The sequence below is a fragment of the Pseudomonas sp. S3_C06 genome (assembly GCF_054667675.1).
Genome location: NZ_CP162747.1, coordinates 738,227 through 756,265, shown reverse-complemented (window position 1 = coordinate 756,265; position 18,039 = coordinate 738,227). Strand labels below are relative to the sequence as shown.

Sequence of the window (18,039 nt, the reverse complement as noted above, 5' to 3'; positions counted from 1 at the left end):
CAAGGCCGTTTCGTTTGATTGACTTGTCGAGTACTGAATCCACCCCGTCCAACACTAATCCGCTGACGCTTTATCTGGCGCGACTGGCGCCTTCCAGCCAACTGACCATGCGCTATGTCTTGCAGGATGCTGCGGACCGCCTCGGTTTCGAAGACGTGGATATCGAAGAAATCCCCTGGCACGGCTTGCAACCAGAAGATGTGGTGGCGCTGGTCGCCGCATTGCGCGCCGACGGCTATGCGCCGAATACCTCGTCGCTGTATGTGAATGCCGTGCGCGGGGTGATGAATGAAGCGTGGCGCATGAGTCTGATCAGTCAGGATCATCTTTTGAAGATGCGTTCGGTCAAAGGCATTGCCGGCACGCGGTTATCTCAGGGCCGCAACTTGAAGCGCACCTTGATTCACGAACTGATGGAAGTTTGCGCCGCCGATCCACGCCCACAAGGCCTGCGCGACGCGGCAGTGATTGCGCTGTTGTACGGCACCGGCATGCGTAAATCGGAGTCGGTGGACCTGGACTTGAATCAGGTCGACTTCACTGAGCGCAGCCTGACCGTCACCGGCAAGGGCAATAAACAACTGATCAAGTACGCGCCGGCGTGGGCGTTCGCCAAACTCGATGCGTGGCTGGAGCTGCGGCGTTCGCAACTCAAGGAAGGCGAGAGCGACGATGCCTTTTTGTTCAATCGTATCCGTCGCGGCAGCCACATCACCCGCGAGCGCATCACCAAACACGCGATCTATTACATCGCCCGTCAGCGTGGCACCCAGGTCGGGGTGAAGATCATGCCTCACGACTTCCGCCGCTCGTTTATTACGCGGGTCATCGAGGAGCATGATCTGTCGATCGCGCAGAAGCTCGCGCACCACAGCAACATCCAGACCACCGCCAACTACGATGTGCGTGATGACAACGAGCGGCGGCGTGCGGTGGATCGCTTCGATCTGTAGGCCTGTCAGGACGGGGAAGGGCAGGTGCGCGCGTTGCCGGTTGCCGCCCGACTGATCTGCTCGGCCAGCCGTTTGACGTTGTGCTGCTGGGCGCCCACCAGATCATCGATGGTCGGGCCGGACGGTGTTTGCAGGGTCGAACGGCAGGTCAGCGAGCCATTGTCAGTGGCGCCGACAGGACGCAAGCGCCATTTGGCGTCGATCAGGCCGTACTGACCGGGGATCGAGTCGAAGCGTTGCACTTCGATGCGCACCGAAACATTGCCTTGCCCACTGGTATTGCTCAATTGATCGGCCAACGCACCGCGCAACTCATCCGCCAGTGTCGCCCCCCACCAATCGGTTTCCAGAATCGCCAGGCCGCTGTTGCCCTGGCGGATAACGATTTGCGCACGGTCGACCTGCGGCGGCACGCTCAGCGCTTCAATCGGAATCTGCGCGCCGGTCCGGGTGTTGGCGATCTGTACCGGCGTCAGGGTGTGGAAGCTGATCGGGTCGCTGCGGCAGGCGCCAAGCAGCATGAACGCAGCGAGCACGGTGATTTTCAGCGGTACAGCCATGGTTCAGCTCCTGTGCTCAGTTGCGTGGCGGGCCTTTCAGGTCTATAGGCGCGGCGTTATCGGGGCGACCACGAATCAGCGATTCCGGATGCCGGCCCAAGTAATCCGACAGCTCACGCAGCGAACGCGACATGCGTCCGAGTTCGTCGAGGGTCTCGGTGAGTTTCTCGCGTTGCGGCGAATCTTCGGCCAGGGTCGAGCTGGCGGACTGCAAGGTCTTGCTGACGTCGGCGAGGGTGCTCTGCACGCCCGGCAGGGTCTTGGCGTTGAACTGGGTCAGGCCTTTGCGCAGCTCGATCAGATTGCTGTCGAGGTTGTTGGCGATGCGATCGACCGGCAGCTTGTTGAGCTTGTCGACCACGGCTTCGAGTTTCTCCTGCAGCTGTTCGAGGCTTCCCGGAACGGTCGGTAGAACGACCGGGCGAGCGCTCGGGTCGAACGCGACTTTCTCCGCTTTCGGGAAGAAGTCCAGTGCCACGTACAACTGGCCGGTCAGCAGGTTGCCACTGCGCGCCTGAGCACGCAGGCCATTATCGACGAAGGTGCCCAGCAGGCGGATGCCGGCCGCTTCGTCGTTGGGGTCGTGCTTGAATTCGGTGAGCATCTTTTTGTAGGCCTGACCGAGACGCTGCGGGTAAATGACGATGCCGACGTTCAGCGGGAAGGTGCGTTTTTTCGCATCGAAATCCAGGTTGATGCCCACGACCCGGCCGATTTCCATACCGAGGAACTCGACCGGCGCATCGACCTTGAGTCCGCGCAGTGACTGCTCGAAACGCAGCACCATGTATTGCGCCTTGCCGTTCGGCGGGGCGAGGGCGCTCTGCTGGTCGGCGAACAGTTCGAAATCCTTGTCGTCGGCGGCGGCCACATCGTTGGGACTGTAATCCGGAGCACGGAACGCAATGCCGCCCACCAGCATGGTTGACAGCGATTCGGTCTTCACGGCAAAGCCGTTGGCACCGACATTGATGTCGATGCCGCTGGCATTCCAGAAACGGGTGTTTTCGGTGACGAACGCGTCGTTCGGCGCGTGAATGAACACCTCGATATCGACCCCTTTGCCTTCCGGGTTAAGGGCGTAAGTGACGACCTGGCCGACCGGAATCTTGCGGTAATAAACCGGTGAACCGATGTCCAGTGAACCGAGATCCGGCGCATGCAGCATGAAGCGCTTGCCGGGTTCGCCATAGGTGATCGGCGGAGGATTTTCCAGACCCTTGAAGTTCTTTGCGCGGCTATCGGACTGGCCGACGTCGGCGCCGATGTAGTCACCGGAAAGCAGGGTGTCGATGCCCGAGACGCCGCCGGCGCCAATGCGCGGGCGCACCACCCAGAACTGTGAATCTTCGCGCGTGAAGGTTTCCGCCTGTTTGGACAGTTTGATGGTGGCGTCGACGCTTTTCTGGTCGCCACTCAACTCGACGTCCGTGACCTGACCGATGACCACGTTGCGGTATTTGACCTCGGTCTTGTTCGCCGTCAGGCCGCTGCCGGTCTTGAAGTTGACGATGATCGTCGGCCCTTCCTGCATCACGTTGTGCACCACCAGCGAGATGCCCACGAGCACCGCCACGATCGGCACAATCCAGACGAGCGAAATGCCGAAACGGCGGGTTTTGACTGGGGCTTGGCCTGGTGCTCGCGGCTCGTCGGTGGCTGACGACTTCATCCATGTCCTCCTCGATTGATTGGGCACTGAGCGTCAGGAACGCAAAAGCACCTCATCAATATAGAAGTGCTTGGCGATAGAGCAAATGTGTATAGCTCACCTGTGCTTGATGATCGTTCCCACGCTCTGCGTGGGAATGCCTCAAGGGACGCTCTGCGTCCAGTGACGCGGAGCGTCACGGGCTGCGTTCCCACGCAGAGCGTGGGAACGATCAGATCGCGACAGCGCTGCTTGTGCTGTCAGCCGAGCATTTCCCGCAGGCGATACCAGAACATGCCCAGTGCCAGCAGTGGCGAGCGCAGGGCCGGGCCGCCGGGGAAGGTCATGTGCGGCACGCCGCTGAACACGTCCATGCCCTGACTGTGACCGGCATGAATTGCCTCGCCGAGCAGTTTCGCGCACCAGTGCGTGACGTTCAGGCCGTGACCGGAATAGCCCTGCGCGTAGAACACGTTCGGGTGCTGCTTGAGCCGGCCGACCTGCGGGAAGCGGTTGGCGGTGATGCCGATCTTGCCGCCCCACTGGTAATCGATGCGCACGTCCGCCAGTTGCGGGAAGACTTTGAGCATCTTCGGTCTCATATAAGCGGCGATGTCCGCCGGATCGCGGCCGGAATAGTGGCAGGCACCGCCGAACAACAAGCGCCGGTCCGCCGAGAGCCGGTAGTAATCGAGGCCGACTTTCTGGTCGCACACCGCCAGATTGTGCGGGATCAGCTGCGCGGCGCGCGCCTCTGACAACGGTTCGGTGGCGATGATGTAGCTGCCGGCCGGCAGCACCTTGCCACTGAGTTGTTGTTCGAGGTCGTCCAGATGCGCATTGCAGCCGAGCACCAGACTGCCCGCGCGCACGGTGCCGTTTGCGCAACGCACCTGTACGGTCGGGCCGTGGATGATTTCCAGCACCTCGCTCTGCTCGAAAATCCGCACGCCAAGCGACGCTGCCAGCCGCGCTTCGCCTTGCACCAGATCCAACGGGTGCAGGTGGCCGGAACCCATGTCCACCAGCCCACCGGCATAAATGTCGGAGTTGACCACTTGCTGGCGGATCTGTTCCGGGCCGATCAGGCGGGTTTCGTGGGCATAGCCGAGTTCGGCGAGGTCGAGCAATTCATCCTTGAAGGCATCGAATTGCGCCGGGGTGTTGGCCAGATCGCAGAAGCCCCAGCGCAGATCACACTCGATGGCGTTGTCGCCGATGCGTTGACGCACCAGTTCCACCGAATCGATGCCGGCGCGCTGCAAATAGCGCACGCCTTCCTGACCGACATACTTGGCGAAGCCTTCAACCTCATGACCGATCCCGCGAATCAACTGACCGCCGTTGCGCCCGCTGGCGCCCCAGCCGATGCGCCGGGCTTCGATCAACACCACCGACAATCCGCGTTGAGCCAGTTCGATGGCGGTGTTGACGCCGGTGAACCCGCCGCCGATCACGCAGACATCGGCCGTCAGGTCACCGTCCAGTACTGGATAAGGTGTGGTCGCCCGCGCCGAAGCGGCGTAATAGGAGCGGGCGTGCTCCTGGGTGTACTGATTCATTTGTTCGACTTCACTTTGCTCCAGGAACGGGTCATCAGACGCATGATCGCTTGGGGCGGGGTGGTAGAAATATAGAGTTTGTCGAGGACTGCTTGAGGTGGGTAAACCTCTGGATTGTTGACCAGCTCCTGATCCATGTATTGCTTGGCCGCCGGGTTCGGGTTGGCGTAACCGACCGACGCGCTGACCTTGGCGATTACTTGCGGATCGAGCAGGTAATTAATGAAGGCATGGGCTTCTTTGGTGTTGCTGGCGTCGGCCGGGATGGCCAGCAGGTCGAACCAGAGGTTGGCGCCTTCTTTCGGAATGGCGTAAGCGATGTTCACGCCGTTCTTGGCTTCCTTGGCGCGGTTGGCGGCCTGGAACACGTCGCCGGAATAACCGAACGCCACACAGATATCACCGTTGGCCAGGTCCGACACGTATTTCGATGAATGGAAATAGGTGATGTACGGACGAATGCTCAGCAGTTTGGCTTCGGCCTTTTTGAAGTCTTCCGGATTTTCGCTGCGCGGGTCCATGCCCATGTAGTTGAGCACGGCAGGGAACACCTCGTCAGCGGAGTCCATCATCGACACGCCGCACTGGCTGAGTTTTTTCAGGTTCTCAGGCTCGAACAGCACGGCCCAGGAATCGATGTGGTCGACGCCCAGCACTTGCTTGACCTTGTCGACGTTGTAGCCGATGCCGTTGGTGCCCCACAGGTACGGCACCGAGTGCTCATTGCCCGGGTCGTTTTTCTCCAGCAGTTCGAGCAGTTTCGGGTCGAGGTTCTTGAAGTTCGGCAGTTGCGCACGGTCGAGCTTGAGGAACGCGCCGGCCTTCACCTGACGGGCGAGGAAGTGGTTGGATGGTACGACCACGTCATACCCGGTGCGGCCGGCGAGCAGTTTGCCTTCGAGGGTTTCGTTGGAATCGAAAACGTCGTAGATCACCTTGATCCCGGTTGTGCTCTGGAAGTCGGCGAGGGTGGTTTCACCGATATAGTCGGTCCAGTTGTAGACGCTGACTTGTGGCTGGGCTTGGGCTCCGATGCTGCACATCAGGGCCAGAGCGGCGGGAACCATGGTTTTCAACAGACGCATTTCGACACCTCTTAAATTTATTGGATTTCTCAGGTGGTTCGCTAATCCCTTGTGGGAGCGAGCCTGCTCGCGAAAGCGGTGGGTCAGGCAACATCAATGGTGACTGTGCTGACGCCTTCGTCGGAACGCCGCCCGGAGCAGGCTCGCTCCCACAGGGATTTGTGCAGATTTGGGTTAGACGCTCAGCATCAGGAACTCACGCTCCCACGAGCTGATCACGCGCTTGAAGTTTTCATGCTCGGCACGCTTCACCGCGACATAGCCACGGACGAACTTGTCGCCCAGATATCGCGCCACGGTCTCGCACTCTTCCATCTGCGTCAGCGCTTCCTCGATGGTGATCGGCAGGCGCAGGTTGCGGCGTTCGTAAGCGCGGCCCTGGACCGCAGCGCTCGGCGCGATGGCTTCGACCATGCCGATGTAACCGCAGAGCAGACTCGCGGCAATCGCCAGGTACGGGTTGGCATCGGCGCCCGGCAGGCGGTTTTCCACGCGCATGGCTTCCGGGCTGGACGTCGGTACACGCAGGCCGACGGTGCGGTTTTCTTCGCCCCATTCGACGTTGACCGGCGCCGAGGTGTCCGGCAGGAAGCGGCGGAACGAGTTGACGTTCGGCGCGAACATCGGCAGCACTTTCGGGATGTACTTCTGCAAACCGCCGATGTAATGCAGGAACAGCTCGCTCATCTGCCCGTCTTCATTGGCGAAGATCGGCTTGCCGGTGGCGATTTCGACCACGCTCTGGTGAATGTGCATGGCGCTGCCCGGCTCATCGCCGATCGGCTTGGCCATGAAGGTCGCGGCGACGTTGTGCTTGAGTGCGGCCTCACGCATGGTGCGTTTGAACACGGTGATCTGGTCAGCCAGATCCAGCGCATCACCGTGGCGGAAGTTGATTTCCATCTGCGCCGGGCCGTCTTCGTGGATCAGCGTGTCGAGGTCCAGGCCTTGCAGTTCGCACCAGTCGTAGACGTCTTCAAACAACGGATCGAATTCGTTGGCAGCATCGATGGAGAACGACTGCCGACCGCTTTCAGCACGGCCCGAGCGGCCCAGTGGTGCCTTGAGCGGCAAGTCCGGGTCTTCGCAGCGCTGAGTCAGGTAGAACTCCATTTCCGGCGCCACAATCGGCTTCCAGCCTTTGTCGGTGTACAGCTGCAAGACTTTCTTCAGCACGTTGCGCGGCGATAGTTCGATCGGGTTGCCGAACTTGTCGAAGGTGTCGTGGATGACGATGGCGGTCGGCTCGATCGCCCATGGAATCACGTAGACCGCGTCAGCCACGGGCTTGCAGACCATGTCGATATCGGCAGGATCAAGCAGGTCGTAGTAGATGTCGTCGTCGACAAAATCCCCGGTTACCGTTTGCAGCAGCACACTTTCCGGCAGGCGCATGCCTCGCTCATGCAGGAACTTGTTGGTCGGTGCGATCTTGCCGCGGGCAATGCCGGTCAGGTCGCTGACCACACATTCGACTTCGGTAATCTTGTGATCTTTCAGCCACGTGAACAGCTGATCGAAAGGGGCATTCATAAAGACCTCGTTATTGGTTTTATAGACGCCGGGGAGGGCGGGTTTCATCTTCCGCCCCTTCCCCTGTGGCGCGTTGACGACTATCTTGGGCGAGCCTTGCAGTTCCATCTATCCACTTTAAGCAGCACCAAAGCGCACCAAAAGAGTGCGTAAGGTCACCCCATGACAACGTGCAATCCGCTCCAGGTTCAAGCTTTCAACACCGCCGATGTGGCCGAGCAAGTCCGCGCCACACCGGGCTGGGTCCAGCATTACCAACAGATGTCGCCGGGGCACTTCGCCGGGCAGATCCGCTATCTGGATCTGCAGGGTGTCGAGGTCTATGAAGAGCAGATGAACACCCGCGTCGAGCAGAATTTCAGCGCGCCATCGGGTGCTCTGGCGTTCTGTTTTGATCGCAGCGACAACGCGCTTTATTTGCTCAATGAAGAGAGCCGCAATATCTGGATCACCCCGGAGAACTACCAGGAAATCGCCGTCGTGTTCGGCCCGGAGTTTGTCCGTCAGCACGGTCTGAATGTGGCGAAACTCGAAGGGTTGTTCATGACGCAACTCAATTGCGGGCAGAACGCTTTGTTCAGTCGCTGGTTAAGCTCGACTCTCACGAAGGTGTCGCAAGCTGTTGATCTTCTCGATAAAGATGCGCTGACAAAGCAACTGCTCGAAGACTGTTTGTTCATTCTCGACAACGCTCATGCCAGCCTCGATCGCGGTGGCTTACAGCGTCGTACCGAAGAACGAATGATCATGAAACGGGTTGGAGAGTGGGCAGCGGATTCGCCGGAAGACACGGTCAATCTGCTCGAACTGTCGCACGTGGCGGGGGTGCCTTTGCGGCAATTGCAACAAGCCTTCAAGGCCTACACCGGCATGACGCCAAGTCACTGGCTGCGCTTGCGTCGGTTGAACAGTGCACACCGTGAATTGCTCAAGCGCCGGCCCACGGAAACCACTGTGGCCGAGGTGGCGATGCAGTGGTCGTTCTGGCATTTGGGAAGGTTTTCCAGCAGTTACCGGGCGTTGTTCAAGGAGTTGCCGAGCGAGACGCTGAAGCGCTCATGAATGCCGTGGATAAAAAGGCTTTGTGTCGGCGCGCAAGTTAAATAGAATCACTCTCATTTGAAACTGACTTCGCGCAGGACTCTTGAGATGACTGAAGCAGCGACGCCATCGCCGCAGCACCTGCACGAACTCTATCGCGATCACCGAGGCTGGCTGGAAACCTGGCTGCGGCGGCGCATGGGCAATGCCTGGGATGCGGCGGACCTGAGCCAGGATACCTTCTTGCGCGTGCTGTGCAGCGCTCAGCCGATTGCCGATATGCGTGAGCCGCGGGCGTATTTGCTGACAGTCGGCAAACGCCTGCTGAGCAATTTCTACACCCGCCGCAGTCTGGAAAAGGCCTATCTCGAAGCCCTCGCGCAATTGCCCGAAGAATGCGTGCCGTCGCCCGAGCAGCGCTGGCTGCTGCTGGAAACCCTGCAAGCGCTGGATGAGCTGCTCGATGGTTTGCCGCGAGCGGTGCGTCGGGCCTTTCTCCTGAGTCAGCTCGAAGGCCTCGGTTACCGTGAAATCGCCGAACGTTTGCAGGTTTCTGAACGCAGTATAAAACGTTATATGGCAATGGCTTACGAGCATTGTTTGATGCTGGATCTATGATGCGTGTCGCACCCAACACCGAAGCGCGTGAAGTGGCGCGTGCCGCTGCACAGTGGTTGGCATTGCTCGAATCCGGCGAGGCCAGTGAAGCCGATCACATGCGACTGAAGCACTGGCGCGACAGCGATAGCCGCCATGAAAACGCCTGGCAGAAGATTCAATTACTGCGCCAGCGCTTTTCCAGTCTGCCAGCAGAATTGGCCATGGCCACACTCGATCGCCCGGATCTGGCGCGGCGGGCAGCATTGAAAAGGGCGCTGGGGCTGGCGGCTTTGGTGCCTGCGGCGTGGTTGATCAGTCGCCAGTTGCCACTCGACGTCTGGCGCGCGGATTTGCAGACTTCTACCGGCGAGCACACGCGAACACGGCTGGCCGACGGCAGCACCTTGCTACTGAACACTGCCAGTGCGGTAAACGTCGATCTGGCCAGCCGTCAGTTGACGTTGGTGCGTGGCGAAATGGCGCTCAACGTTCCGGGTAGCACGGCATTGACGGTCAACGCGCCGTACGGTCGGATCATTGTCAGCCGCAGCGAAGTCTGCGTGCGCCTCAACGAGCGTGACTGCAACGTGTCGGTGGTCAGCGGCTCGGTGCAATTGCAGCCGTTGCACGGGCCGGCGCTGCAGTTGAACGCCGGGCAACAGGTCAATTTGCAGGCCTCCGGCGCCGGACCGATCGCGCTGTTCGACGCCCAACTGCCGGGTTGGCGTGACGGTGTGTTGATGGCGCAAAACCAGCCGTTGGGGGATTTCCTGCGCGAGTTGAGCCGTTATCGCTCGGGGCTTCTGCGCTGGGAGCCAGCACTTGAAAGTCTGCGTGTCACCGGCAGTTTCCGTCTCGACGACACCGATAAAGTGCTGGCGCTGCTGGCGGCGAGCCTGCCATTGGAGGTTCATTCGCGCACGCGTTTCTGGGTAACGCTGGCGCCGCGAAAAAATATCGTCTGAAGCCTGTCCCTTTTTTTCGCCTCACCGGTCATTGCAGGTAAGTGAACAAAATCGAGAGCTTCTTCCAATGCCCGCAGTATTCCCAAGTCGTTTGCGTCCGTTGTTGCAGTTGAGCCTCCTGCTGAGCCTGAGTGCCAGCCCTGTGTTGATCCAGTCCAGTTGGGCCGAAGACGCCGCTCGGCGCAGTTACCAGGTGCCGGCCGGTAGTTTGAGCGCCGCACTGACCCGCTTTGCCGGGTTGGCCGGGATCAATCTGTCGGTGGATCCGGCGCTGGTCAGCGGGCGCAGCAGCAATGGTTTGTCCGGCGAGTTTGGCGTGGAGGAGGGGTTTACCCGGTTGTTGCTGGGTTCTGGTTTGCAACTGCAACCGGTGGGCGATCAGGCTTACACCCTGGTGCCTGCACCGGAGGCCGGCAGCCTGCAACTGGCGCCGACGTCGATTCTCGGTGCCACCGGTTCCAGCGATGCCGATGTGTTTGCCGGCGGCCAAGTCGCGCGCCGTGGCTCGCAGGGTTTGCTGGGGTCGAAAGACTTCATGGAAACCCCGTTCAGCATGACCACCTACACCAGCGAAGCCGTGAAGAATCAGCAGGCGCGCACCTTGGGCGATCTGATTTCCAGCGATCCGTCGGTGCGCGCGACCAACCCGGCCGGTGGTCGCTACGAGCAGTTCACCATCCGTGGTTTCAGCCTGTTCAACAGCGACGTGGCGTACAACGGGCTCTATGGCGTGCTGCCGACGTACACCATTGACATGGAAATGGCCGATCGTGTGGATATCATCAAAGGCCCGAGCCAGCTCATCAACGGCATCTCGCCGCGGGGCAGCGTAGGCGGGGGGATCAACGTGGTGCCCAAGCGAGCCACCGACAAACCGATCACTTCGCTGACGGCCAATTACGCGTCGAATAATCAGGTGGGTGGCGCGGTGGATGTCGGCCGGCGGTTCGGTGAGGACAACCAGTTCGGCCTGCGTTTCAACGGCGTCAAACAATCCGGTGATACCGAGTGGGATCACCAGAGCGTCGACCGTGACATGGCCGTGCTCGGCCTGGATTTTCGCGGTGAGCGCTTGCGACTTTCGACCGATATCGGCCACACCGAACGCGACACCGACGCGCCGCAGGAGCGCGTGCAGGTCGCGGCCAATGCCAAGGTTCCGAGCGCGAACAAGGTGCATCGCAACTACGCGCAACCGTGGACTCAGGCGAAAACCGAGGACACCTTCGGCACAGTCAACGCCGAGTTCGACGTCAATGACTCGGTGATGCTGTACGGCGGCGTCGGCGCGCGCAAAAGTAATCATGACTTCTTGCGCCACGCCGTTTCCGTTACCAACGATGCCGGTGATTTCAGCGTGCAACCGCGCGACTTCACCCGCGACGAAAACGTGCGCACGGCCACGGCAGGCGTGCGCAACTGGTTCCACACCGGGCCAGTGAGCCATGAGGTCAACCTCGCGGCCAGCTACTTCTACATGGATTTCGAGAACGGCGGCGCGCGTTACGCGGCAGGGCGCAGCAACCTGTATGACCCGGTGGAAACCGCCAAACCCGGTACGCCGACACGTAATGACGCCAAGGTCTACACGGAAAACCGCTTCAGCGGCGTAGCACTGTCCGACACCCTGGGCTTTTTCGACGATCGATTGCTGCTGACCCTCGGTGCGCGCTGGCAGCGGGTGAAAGTCGACGACTGGAGCGATGACGTCAAAGGTGACACCGCTTACGACGAAGAAAAGGTTTCGCCTTCGGGTGGGATTCTGTTCAAGGCAACTGACAAGCTGTCGTTGTACGCCAACTACATGGAAGGCTTGAGCCAAGGCAAGATCGCGCCGTCGACGTCCATAAACGAAGACGAAATCTTCCCGCCGTTTATCAGCCGTCAGGTTGAAGTCGGTGCCAAGTACGATGCCGGCGCCTACGCGTTGACCGCTGCGGTGTTTCGCATCAAGCAACCGGCTTACGAAACCAACGCCACCACGCGAGTCTTCGGGCCCAATGGCAAGCGCGAGAACAATGGCGTGGAGCTGAGCGTGTTCGGCGAACCGCTCAAAGGCTTCCGCTTGCTCGGCGGCGTGATGTACATCGACAGCGAATTGACCAAGACCACCAATGGCACCTTCGACGGCAATCGCGCGCCGGCGACGCCGAAATACAACGTCAATCTGGGCGCAGAGTGGGACGTGCCGACTGTGCAGGGGCTGACGCTGACAACGCGGGGCATCTATTCGAGTTCGCAGTATCTGGATCAGTCGAACGACAAGGAAATCGACGCTTGGGAGCGCTTCGACGTAGGTACGCGGTACGCCTTCAAGGTCGATGAGAAAACCGTCACCCTGCGCGCCAATGTCGAGAACGTGCTGGACAAGCGCTACTGGAGTTCGGCAGGCGCTTCGGATGACAGTGAGCCGGGGTTGACGTTGTCGACACCGAGAACCTATCTACTTTCAGCGACAGTGGACTTCTGATTTCACTCGGCAAATCAAAAAAGCAATCGGGAATGCAATCAGCGAACAACACCACTCTCAGAGTGATGTCCTGACCACCAATGGACAGTCAACTCGCTGAGTTCCCGATAGCTCAAGGGTCTCGATCAGATGCCGTGCAGCCTGGCGCCCAATCTCGTAGTACGGCAGTTGCACCGTGGTCAGCGGCGGGATGAACAACTCGGCAATGCCGATCATGTTGTCGTAGCCGAGCACAGCAACATCGTCCGGAATTTTCAGCCCACGCCCCAACAACAGTTGATAGGCACAGAAGGCAATGCGGTCGTTGCCACAAATCAAAATATCGAATTGGGGACGACCATCAATGACATGTCGGTCGAGGATAGCGGCTGTTTCACTGTAGGCATCATGATCGGAAAGGTCGTATTGCAGGAGCGTGTCCGGCGCCAGGCCGAATGCCTTACAGGCACGCTGCAGGCCTTTCTGTCGCAGCCCCCATGCCAGACTCTGTTTCGGCAGATTGATACACAGAGGACGCTTGTAGCCGAGGCTCAACGCGTGGTGTACGGCGCGATACTGGCCCATTTCGTCGTCGGGTACATAGCTGACGAGGCGGCTGTCATCTGCCAGACAATTGGCGAGCACCAGAGGCTTGCTCTTCAAGCGCTCGGGAATGCTGACCTGGCGAAACCCCATGGCGCTGAAGATCAGACCGTCCGGACGGTGCGACAGCATCAGGTCGATGTTCTGGTCGGTGGGCGGGTTGCTTAGCAGGTTGAGGATAAAGACATTCCAGCCGGCCTGTTGCGCGGTCTGCTCAATGGACAGCAGCAACTCGACCGCGAAGGGCGTGGTCGCAGTGTCCAGCGCGAACACACCGATGGTGCGCGACTGCAGGTTGTCACCGCGCATCTTGCGCGCTGACAGGCTGGGTACGAATTGCAGTTCATCAATGGCACGACGCACCCGTAGAAGGGTTTCGGGGCTCAGTTTTTCCGGACTATTGAGCGCTCGAGACACCGTCATCAGGGACACGCCGGCCAGTTGTGCAACGTCTTTCACTGAAGTCATGCGAAGTGCGGCCGGTCAGGTTGACGCAGAATCATGACACAGGGCCCGGGCTTCTCGCGACCCGAATGACGCCGCTCATGACCATGCAGAACCGAGCGGCCATGCCTTGGCAATCGAGACGCGGCCGCCACACCCACTTGCCAACAGCTTCACACCCAGACTGTCGGTGCGCGGATAGAGGCGACTGCTGAGACTGAAGCGGCCGTTTTCGTCGAACACCTCGATGGACGAGCGATCAAGAAACACGCGCAGTTCCAGTCGCTCTTGTGTCGGGTCTATCGAGACGCTGCGCTGGCCGGTGACTTGCGCACACGAGCGGCTGCGATCAAGCACCAGGCGCTGCAGTGACGCATCGTAATAGAGCAGGGTTTCTTCACGGCCATCGTCGCTGCAACGGAGGGCGACTCCCAGGTGGCCGTCAGTGCAGCCGAGCAAATCGAGATGCACATGGATTTCCAGCATGTCGCCGTTTACCTCCGGCACCCAGCGGGTTCCCGACGCTTCCCACCACGGCGCCCCCGGCAATTGCGTCATTCGCAGCGCGCTGAGCTCCCGGGCCGGATACATGCAAAGGCGCTCGGCGCACAGCTCAAGTTCGCGTGGCAATCCGAGCATGCCGCACCAGTGATGGGCCTGGCTCGGCATCGGGCTTTCCCACATGTCCAGCCACGCCCAGACGAGGCGCCGACCATCGGCGGCCAACAGCGTTTGCGCCGCATAGAAATCGTGGCCGTTATCCAGCTCGATAAAAGGCCCGCCCGTGAAGTGCCATTGGTTATCGAGCTGGCCCACTCGATAACCGGTCTGGTACTTGTTGAGCCGATCGTAACCGTCGGCTTGCATGCCTTGTGGTGAGTACAGCAGCACATCGCGTCCATTCAGGCGAAACAGATCCGGGCATTCCCACATATAGCCATCGCCCTCGCTGCCGGCGGACACATAGTCGAGGAATTCCCAGACGTGCAGATCCGTGGAGCGGTACAGCGGCAGCAGCGGCCTGTCGCCCAGACGTGCGCCTGCAATCAGGTACCAATAGCCATCCGCCTGCCAGACCTTGGGGTCACGGAAGTGCATGATGGTGTCTTGCGGCGCGCTGTCGATGACAGCGCCATGCTTGATGAAGCGGATGCCGTCGTTGCTGGTGGCCAGGCACTGGACCTGTTTGATCAAGCGCTCGTCACCCACTTCCCCCAGCCAGGTGTGCCCGGTGTAGATCAGCGCCAGGGTATCGCCACAGACCACGGCGCTACCGGAAAAGCAGCCGTCGCGGTCGCAGTCATCGCCGGGTGCCAGCGCAATGGGCAGGTGTTGCCAATGCACCAGATCGGCACTCTTGGCGTGGCCCCAATACATCGGGCCCCATTTCGCGTCGAAGGGGTGATGCTGATAGAACACGTGATATTCGCCACGGAAGTACACGACACCGTTCGGGTCGTTCATCCAGCCTGCCGGCGGGGCAATATGATAACCGGGTCGATAATCCTCGATGACGCGAGACTGGCTGTCAGCCAGTGCGCGCTGCGCAAGGTCAAGGGTCGAAGACATGGGATCGCTCTGGGTATTCAAAGACAAGGTCATAGCGCGTGTGCTCGGATTGAGCGCCGAGAGAGGTCATCCGCCACGGATTCAATGGCGTGCGGGTGGCGCTTCAATGCCGTGCCGTCGGTGTCGAACAGGTGGATCTTGTCGATGTCCAGTTGCAGCTCGACCCGATCGCCTGTCTGCCATCCGGCGTTGACTTCACAACGACAGATCAATGGCTCGTCTTGACCTGTATCGAGGTGCACATAGGTTTCACTGCCGAGGTATTCGACCCCGGTCACGACGACGCCAGCGCTTCCCGGCGCCGCTTTGAGCGACAAGTGTTCCGGGCGAACGCCCAGGCTCAGCGAGGCGTCCGCCGCCAGCTTCGAGCTGTCGAAGGGCAGGGTGGCCATCCCCAAAACGGGAGTATCGACCAGGCTGGTTTCGCCCGGCGCATGCAGGCGTGCCGGCAGGAAATTCATTCTCGGCGAACCGAGAAAACCGGCGACAAAGCTGCTCGCGGGGCGCTCATAGAGTTCGCGCGGTGAGCCGACCTGTTCGATATGGCCGCCATTGAGCACGACAATTTTGTCGGCCAGGGTCATCGCTTCCACCTGGTCGTGAGTGACGTAGATCACGGTCGAGCCCAATCGGGCATGCAGTCGGGCGATTTCGTTGCGCATCTGCACCCGCAATGAAGCATCCAGGTTGGACAGCGGCTCATCGAACAACAGAATGTCCGGCTCCCGCGCCATGGCCCTGCCCATGGCCACACGCTGACGTTGCCCGCCAGACAGTTCTTTCGGTTTGCGTTGCAGCAGTTTGTCCAATTGCAGGATTTGTGCAGTTTTCAGTACGCGCTCGCGCAAGCTGCTCTTTTCAGTCTTGGCCAGTTTGAGACCGAAACTGATGTTGTCGTAGACGCTCATGTGCGGGTACAGCGCATAGGACTGAAACACCATGCCGACGCCACGCTCGCGCGGTTCCAGGTCGTTGACCCGCCGCCCGTCGATCAGCAGGTCGCCGGCACAGATCGAATCCAGTCCGGCGATCAGGCGCAGCAGCGTCGACTTTCCGCAGCCCGAAGGGCCGACGAACACCACGAATTCACCTGCAGCGATCTCCAGGTTGATGTCGCGAAGAATCCGCGCGCCGCCCAATTGTTTGTTCACGTTGTCCAGTTTCAATTTCATCACGATGCGGTTCCTTGTCTTTGTTGGGCATCAACCCTTTAACGCGCCGGCAGTGAGACCGGATACGATTCGGCGCTGGAAGATCAGCACCAGAATCACCAGTGGGACGGTGACCAGCACCGAGGCAGCCATCAACAAGCCCCAAGGCAACTCATGGGGGCTGCCGCCGGAAATCAAGGCGATGGCGACCGGCACGGTGCGTTGGCTGTCGGTGAGGGTGAACGTCAGGGCAAACAGAAACTCGTTCCACGCGGCGATGAAGGCCAACAAACCGGTGGTGACCAGGGCGGGCCAGAGCAGCGGCAACAGCACGCGGGTCAGCGTTACCCAAGGGGACGCACCATCCATGATTGCCGCTTCCTCCAGTTCATGGGGCAGTTGTCCCATGAACGTGGTCAGCACCCAGACAGTGAAGGGCAGGGTGAAAATCGTGTAGCTGAGGATCAACGCCCACGACGTGTTGTACAGACCCAAGGCGCGGATCACTTCGAACAGTCCCGACAGCACCGCGACCTGAGGAAACATCGACACGCCAAGCACCATCATCAACACCGTGCCACGCCCACGGAATTTCACCCGGCCCAAGGCATAGGCAGCGGTCAGGCTGAGGAACAGCGCCAGCGTCACCACGCACAGCGCAACCACCAGCGAATTACCGATCGCTCGCAGGAATGAAGCCTGGTGAAGGATCGCCGCGTAATTGGAGAAGTCGGGATGTTCGATCCAGTAGCTCACCTCGAACAACGCGCTGGAGGGCTTCAGCGACGTCACGATGGCGTAGTAGAACGGGAAAACCGCATACAGCAGCAACACCCCGATCAGGCACCAGAAGCCGAGGCGCAACAGCGCTTTTTTCAGCAGGCGCGGGCTCATGCGCGGACCTCCATTTGACGGCGTCCGAGGTAGAGATAAAGCATGGCGATCACCGCGACCACCAGAAACAACAGCGTCGACGCCGCGCTGCCGTAACCGACGTCCTGGAACTCCACCAGGTGCTGGCGGGCATACACCGACATGCTCATGGTGCTCGACGAGTTCGAGGTCAGCACATAGATGACGTCGAAGACCCGCAGGGAATCGAGGATGCGGAAGATCGCCGCCACCAGCAGTGCAGGCATCAACAGTGGCAGCGTGACACGCCAGAACACGTTCAGCGGGTGAATGCCATCGACCCTGGCCGCTTCGTAGCAATCGCTCGGCAACATCTGCAAGGCCGCCAGCATCAGCAGCGTGACAAAGGGCACGGTCTTCCAGACGTCAACGATGATCACCGCCCACATCGACAGGTCCGCATCTGCCGTCCACGCCAACGGGGCGTCAATCAGGCCGAGGCTGAGCATCAGGTGATTGATGATGCCGAACTGGTCGTTGAGCATCCATGACCAGATCTTCGCCGAGACAATCGTCGGAATCGCCCACGGAATCAGAATCAACGCACGCACCAGCGAACGGCCGGTGAACTTGATGTTCAGCAGCAACGCCACCAACAGCCCCAGGACGACTTCCAGTCCCACCGAGACCACCGTGAAATACAACGTGTTGCGCACCGCATTCCACCACTGTGGATCGACGAGGATGCCCGACCAGCCGGAACCGCTGAACAGCAGATAATTGCTCAGGCCAATGAAGGTTGCGCCACCGGTGTCCGCCAGGCTGGCGTCGGTCAGGCTGAACCAGAATGTGCGCAGCAGCGGCCACGCAGCCACCAGGGCCAGGCAGACCAGCATTGGCGTCAGAAACAGCCAGGCAGCGCGCACCCGGCGACGTTGTACAGGCGTTTCCCTCGTGAGCAGCAGCTCGTCAAAGGGGGCATGGGTCGTAGAGACAGACATGGTGATTTCCTTCCTTGTGG

The 18,039-nt window shown here is 60.2% G+C and carries 15 protein-coding genes; 5 read left to right on the top strand and 10 right to left on the bottom strand.

The genetic code is table 11. The features are described from left to right. The first annotated feature begins 107 nt into the window (after positions 1 to 107). A complete protein-coding gene (locus AB4N44_RS03220; RefSeq protein ID WP_238704415.1) occupies positions 108 to 953 on the top strand; it encodes a site-specific integrase in 846 nt (281 codons plus the stop codon). A gap of 5 nt (positions 954 to 958) precedes the next feature. Here the strand turns inward: AB4N44_RS03220 and AB4N44_RS03215 are convergent, their stop codons facing one another. The 5 genes from AB4N44_RS03215 to AB4N44_RS03195 all read right to left on the bottom strand — a co-directional run bounded on the left by AB4N44_RS03215 (position 959) and on the right by AB4N44_RS03195 (position 7,344). After that, positions 959 to 1,513, bottom strand: a complete 555-nt coding sequence (locus AB4N44_RS03215; RefSeq protein WP_460110248.1) for a PqiC family protein — start codon at positions 1,511 to 1,513, stop codon at positions 959 to 961. A gap of 16 nt (positions 1,514 to 1,529) precedes the next feature. Then, positions 1,530 to 3,185: a PqiB family protein gene (locus AB4N44_RS03210; RefSeq protein WP_127927760.1), complete on the bottom strand. Its 1,656-nt coding sequence runs from the start codon at positions 3,183 to 3,185 to the stop codon at positions 1,530 to 1,532. 239 nt (positions 3,186 to 3,424) lie between these two features. After that, positions 3,425 to 4,726, bottom strand: coding sequence for an NAD(P)/FAD-dependent oxidoreductase (locus AB4N44_RS03205; RefSeq protein WP_460110250.1), 1,302 nt, complete (start codon positions 4,724 to 4,726; stop codon positions 3,425 to 3,427). Next, positions 4,723 to 5,811: a polyamine ABC transporter substrate-binding protein gene (locus AB4N44_RS03200; protein ID WP_460110252.1), complete on the bottom strand. Its 1,089-nt coding sequence runs from the start codon at positions 5,809 to 5,811 to the stop codon at positions 4,723 to 4,725. Before AB4N44_RS03200 ends, AB4N44_RS03205 begins: the two co-directional genes overlap by 4 nt. Before the next feature lie 174 nt (positions 5,812 to 5,985). Beyond that, positions 5,986 to 7,344 carry a glutamine synthetase family protein gene (locus AB4N44_RS03195; protein WP_460110254.1) on the bottom strand — a complete coding sequence of 453 codons (1,359 nt, stop codon included), beginning with the start codon at positions 7,342 to 7,344 and terminating at the stop codon, positions 5,986 to 5,988. A gap of 162 nt (positions 7,345 to 7,506) precedes the next feature. Between AB4N44_RS03195 and AB4N44_RS03190 the strand changes: the two genes are divergently transcribed. The 4 genes from AB4N44_RS03190 (at position 7,507) to AB4N44_RS03175 (ending at position 12,420) form a co-directional block, all read left to right on the top strand. Continuing rightward, positions 7,507 to 8,406 (top strand): helix-turn-helix domain-containing protein, encoded by a 900-nt coding sequence (locus AB4N44_RS03190; RefSeq protein ID WP_460110255.1) that lies wholly within the window; start codon positions 7,507 to 7,509, stop codon positions 8,404 to 8,406. An 87-nt stretch (positions 8,407 to 8,493) separates the two neighbouring features. After that, the gene (locus tag AB4N44_RS03185) at positions 8,494 to 9,003 is read left to right on the top strand and encodes a sigma-70 family RNA polymerase sigma factor (RefSeq protein ID WP_038361341.1); all 510 of its coding nucleotides are present in this window, start codon (positions 8,494 to 8,496) and stop codon (positions 9,001 to 9,003) included. After that, complete coding sequence (locus tag AB4N44_RS03180; protein ID WP_460110257.1) at positions 9,003 to 9,950, top strand: FecR domain-containing protein; 948 nt, start codon at positions 9,003 to 9,005, stop codon at positions 9,948 to 9,950. Before AB4N44_RS03185 ends, AB4N44_RS03180 begins: the two co-directional genes overlap by 1 nt. A gap of 67 nt (positions 9,951 to 10,017) precedes the next feature. After that, positions 10,018 to 12,420 (top strand): TonB-dependent receptor, encoded by a 2,403-nt coding sequence (locus AB4N44_RS03175; protein ID WP_460110259.1) that lies wholly within the window; start codon positions 10,018 to 10,020, stop codon positions 12,418 to 12,420. Positions 12,421 to 12,477: 57 nt separating this feature from the next. Here the strand turns inward: AB4N44_RS03175 and AB4N44_RS03170 are convergent, their stop codons facing one another. The 5 genes from AB4N44_RS03170 to AB4N44_RS03150 form a co-directional block, all read right to left on the bottom strand. Then, positions 12,478 to 13,470 (bottom strand): LacI family DNA-binding transcriptional regulator, encoded by a 993-nt coding sequence (locus AB4N44_RS03170; protein WP_150775974.1) that lies wholly within the window; start codon positions 13,468 to 13,470, stop codon positions 12,478 to 12,480. Positions 13,471 to 13,545: 75 nt separating this feature from the next. After that, entirely contained in the window at positions 13,546 to 15,048 is a 1,503-nt protein-coding gene (locus tag AB4N44_RS03165; protein ID WP_460110261.1) for a glycoside hydrolase family 32 protein, read from the bottom strand. Next, positions 15,045 to 16,190 carry an ABC transporter ATP-binding protein gene (locus AB4N44_RS03160; RefSeq protein WP_460110263.1) on the bottom strand — a complete coding sequence of 382 codons (1,146 nt, stop codon included), beginning with the start codon at positions 16,188 to 16,190 and terminating at the stop codon, positions 15,045 to 15,047. Before AB4N44_RS03160 ends, AB4N44_RS03165 begins: the two co-directional genes overlap by 4 nt. 27 nt (positions 16,191 to 16,217) lie before the next feature. Beyond that, the gene (locus AB4N44_RS03155) at positions 16,218 to 17,060 is read right to left on the bottom strand and encodes a carbohydrate ABC transporter permease (protein ID WP_160040144.1); all 843 of its coding nucleotides are present in this window, start codon (positions 17,058 to 17,060) and stop codon (positions 16,218 to 16,220) included. Continuing rightward, positions 17,057 to 18,019, bottom strand: coding sequence for a carbohydrate ABC transporter permease (locus AB4N44_RS03150; protein WP_460110265.1), 963 nt, complete (start codon positions 18,017 to 18,019; stop codon positions 17,057 to 17,059). The genes AB4N44_RS03155 and AB4N44_RS03150 overlap by 4 nt, the downstream gene beginning before the upstream one ends. Positions 18,020 to 18,039 lie beyond the last annotated feature (20 nt).